Genomic DNA, 3693 nt, shown 5'->3' on the forward strand with positions numbered 1-3693 from the left:
GCTAATAAGTAACAGATTATTGGTATAATAATATTTTTATTCATTTATCTATTTATTTTGAACGAAAAATTAGTTTAGTAAAAAGCAAAGATTCTGATAGAGTTAATCATGTAGTTACAAGTTCTCAAGGTTAAAGAATCTATGGCAATTAAACTGTATGACCTAGTTACTGCCGAAGAAAACAGAGCTTTTAGTCCCTTCTGCTGGAGAAGTCGCATGGCTCTAGCACACAAAAATTTAGAAGTAGAAATTATGCCCTGGCGACTGACAGAAAAAGAGACGATCACTTTCTCTAATCAGGATAAAGTTCCTGTAATTGTTGATGGAAATAAGGGAGATAAAGTAGTTTTTGACTCTTGGAATATTGCTAACTACTTAGAGGAAACTTATCCGGATAAACCTTCTTTATTTGGCAGTGCTGAAGCCAAAGCTCAAACTATGTTTATCGACTCTTGGAATGGTAGTCTATTAGGAGTTTTAGTGCCAATAATAATATACGATGTATTTGAAAATCTTGACCCTAAAGACAAGCCTTATTTTCGAGAAAGTCGTGAAAGTGTTTTTGGTAAGTCTCTAGAAGAATTTAAAGATGTTACAGAAGACCAAATAAATAATTTTATAACTTTCTTAGAGCCTTTAAGAAATACTATAAGTCAGCAATCTTTCTTGGCAGGAGAAACACCAAACTATGCTGATTATCTAGTCTTTTCTACTTTTCAATTTGCTCGTTCTATATCTCCAAAAAAAATATTAGAAACTAGCGATCCAGTTTATGCTTGGCGAGAAAAAATGCTCGATTTATTTGATGGCATAGGACGCAAAAATTTGGGTTTTAATTAACATTTTGCTTGGGAACATCTATCTAGAAGTCAGAAGTGACCTCGTTAATAATTTAACTTCTGACCGAAAAATTTAGGTAGTTACGTCTCTTATTTTAAGAGAGTAAAAAAAAGAAGATTCCGTATTTAAAGCCTCCTTATTCCACGAGGTACTGATAACTGTTTAGCGTTCCGCACAACTTTCCTATCGGAATGCTACGCAAACGTTAACGCGGAGCGACATGGAAAGCAGAGCATTCCCTATACGAAAAAACGCAGTTCCTCTGCAAGAAGCTAACTGTTAACGTTAACGTTAGCGAAGCTCCTCTGCAAGAGGCAGTTCCTCTGTTTTGCTGACGCAAAGCTCCGCTAACGCTCCGCGACATGGAAAGCGGAGCAGTCCGTCAGGATAAAGGGCAGCTCCTCCGCAGGAGGCAAGAGGCTAACTGTTAACGCAGTTCCTCCGGAGGAGGCTAACTGAAATGACTTCTGACTTCATTAAACAGTTATCAATTAAATCTTTTTTCTAGTTTGCTCAAAATAATAAAGTAAGAATTTAACTTCTGACTTCATTAAACAGTTATCAGTTGAATATTTTTTCTAGCTTGCTCAAAATAATAAAGACAGAATTTAACTTCTGACTTCTAAATTAAAACTTCAGAATAGCTGTCTCTTGACTCCTTTTTCAATAGAGAATTAGACAAAAATTGGAGATTGTTTAAATTATGACTATTGATTTATATTACTGGCCGACTCCTAATGGTTGGAAAGTAAGTATCATGCTCGAAGAAACGGAAACTCCCTATAATTTAATTCCTGTTAATATTATGGCTGGAGACCAATTTCAACCAGAATTTCTCAAAATTAGTCCTAACAATAAAATGCCTGCTATTGTTGACCCTAATGGTCCTGATGGTAATCCTATTTCTATCTTTGAGTCAGGAGCTATTTTGCTTTATTTAGCAGAAAAAATAGGTCGTTTTATTCCAGAAAATCCACGAGAACGCTACACTACTATTCAATGGTTAATGTTTCAAATGGGTGGCGTCGGACCAATGTTAGGACAAGCTCATCATTTTCGTCAATATGCACCGGAAAAAATTCCTTATGCTATTGAAAGATACACAAATGAAGCATCTCGTTTATACCGAGTATTAGATCAACAACTATTCCAATTTGAATATGTAGCCGGAGATTATTCTATTGCCGATATGGCAATATATCCTTGGATAATATCCCACGAAAAACAAGGGCAAAATTTAGCAGATTTTCCTAATTTAAAGCGATGGTTTGAAACTGTTAGTCAGCGACCTGGGGTGACTCGTGGTTTAGCAGTTTTAAATGAGAGTCGGATCAAAAATATGGATGAAACAGCAAAGGAAAATCTCTTCGGCGCTCGTCAGTTTCAGCGGTAATTAACTATTAGTTTTTATTGGGTAAGTAAATATTTTTCTGCACTAAAAAATTTTGTAGAGATGTTCCATAAAGCATCTCTACAAATCTTATTCAGACTGCTAAATTTTCTCCATAAAAATTTATTAGTTTGCTAAATATGGTTAGTTTATGTCAGGAGAATAAATTAGTGCAATAGGCTCTTGTAATCAATGAAAAATTCAGAAATTTAATCAGGGAAAATATCAGGATGTGGTTATTTGTTTTGGTTATGTTGTATATTTGCATCCCGAATTTGTTTGCATATTATTATCGAGATTTAGATTATATTCAGTTGGAAAATTATGGAGAAGTGGTTGAAGATTTAACTAAGGTTGTACAGTTAGATTATAGTCGCGCTCCAGCATATAATTATCGAGGTAATGCCTATTATAAATTTGCAAAATCTCAACAAGCAGTTGATAATTATGAGCAGGCAGTAAAATTGGGTTTGAGTGAAGCAGTTATAGCAATTCCCACAAGGAGTAAGGTAGAAAATTCCTTTGTTTTGGGAGTAGGGAGTAGGGGAGTAGGGTAGGAGAAAAACAACTGTACTTCCCATGCTTGAGAAACGCGATAACATCTAGATATTGCTTTGAGTATTTAGGAAGAAAAACAATGGGAAACTCCGGAGAAAATACGCCGTGAAAAAATCAAACAACAGCAACAACCACCTCACTAAAGAAATATGGCTTGAAGAACTAGGAGCAGTATTTACTTTTGGGGTAGTTACTATCAACAACTCCGGGACAATAATTAATTTTACCCCCGGTTCTGCTAGGCAAAAAATAGAAGATTTAGGTAATGGTATTAAATTTAGAAATGGTTTATGTTCCAGGGGAAAGTTTTCTAATGGGGTCGCCGGAAGATGAAGAGGGAAGAAATAATAATCAAAGTCTGCAACATCAAGTTATATCATGTCCGTTGGTATTGTTTGTGTAAAAGCTGGGAATATCTACTATATTTAATTTTACCTTCTCTTAAAGCTTCTTCCTTCTTCCTTCTCTCCTAGATAACTAAAGACTTCTTCCTTGCCGAATTATTAATTATTAATTATTAATTATTAAATAATTCTGGTTTAAAGCCTCCCCTTGGATAGGGGAAAAAAAGTGCTAGGATATTTCCTTATCTTCAATTCCGTAACGGTTTTAACCAGAGGTAATTATCAATTATCAATTATCAATTATCAATTATCAATTATCAATTAATGAACTTCACTATACAATACCGATGCTACCGGACATGGTATTACTCTTCAACTCAGAAAAACTATATCTCTAATACCATTTTGAAAAAAGAATGTTACCAATAGTAAGAGCGATAAAAAGACTTAACAGGAGATGTCCCTTGGACAAAAAATATGATGTATGACCTAAAAAACTATATTAAAGCCATTCCCATGCGACTCCGTACGGACGCCCTTATGCAACGTCCCTACCTCCTG

Annotated in this window: 4 protein-coding genes; all 4 read left to right on the forward strand. The window is 35.0% G+C overall.

Annotated elements, in window-relative coordinates; translation table 11 throughout:
• Positions 1 to 141: 141 nt before the first annotated feature.
• The gene (locus AFK68_RS06195; RefSeq protein ID WP_094672023.1) at positions 142 to 840 is read left to right on the forward strand and encodes a glutathione S-transferase family protein; all 699 of its coding nucleotides are present in this window, start codon (positions 142 to 144) and stop codon (positions 838 to 840) included.
• A gap of 703 nt (positions 841 to 1543) precedes the next feature.
• Entirely contained in the window at positions 1544 to 2233 is a 690-nt protein-coding gene (locus AFK68_RS06200; protein ID WP_094672024.1) for a glutathione S-transferase N-terminal domain-containing protein, read from the forward strand.
• 227 nt (positions 2234 to 2460) lie between these two features.
• Positions 2461 to 2787 (forward strand): tetratricopeptide repeat protein, encoded by a 327-nt coding sequence (locus AFK68_RS06205; RefSeq protein WP_094672025.1) that lies wholly within the window; start codon positions 2461 to 2463, stop codon positions 2785 to 2787.
• A gap of 106 nt (positions 2788 to 2893) precedes the next feature.
• A complete protein-coding gene (locus AFK68_RS06210; RefSeq protein ID WP_094672026.1) occupies positions 2894 to 3121 on the forward strand; it encodes a hypothetical protein in 228 nt (75 codons plus the stop codon).
• The last annotated feature ends 572 nt before the right edge of the window (positions 3122 to 3693 follow it).

The sequence above is a fragment of the Hydrocoleum sp. CS-953 genome (assembly GCF_002260545.1).
In the GTDB taxonomy this organism is placed as follows: domain Bacteria; phylum Cyanobacteriota; class Cyanobacteriia; order Cyanobacteriales; family Microcoleaceae; genus Trichodesmium.

What these genes read in the sequence shown, in the direction of transcription:
- AFK68_RS06195 (WP_094672023.1), top strand. Translation starts at nt 142, where the DNA reads ATGGCAATTAAACTGTATGACCTAGTTACTGCCGAAGAAAACAGAGCT.
- AFK68_RS06200 (WP_094672024.1), top strand. Translation starts at nt 1,544, where the DNA reads ATGACTATTGATTTATATTACTGGCCGACTCCTAATGGTTGGAAAGTA.
- AFK68_RS06205 (WP_094672025.1), top strand. Translation starts at nt 2,461, where the DNA reads ATGTGGTTATTTGTTTTGGTTATGTTGTATATTTGCATCCCGAATTTG.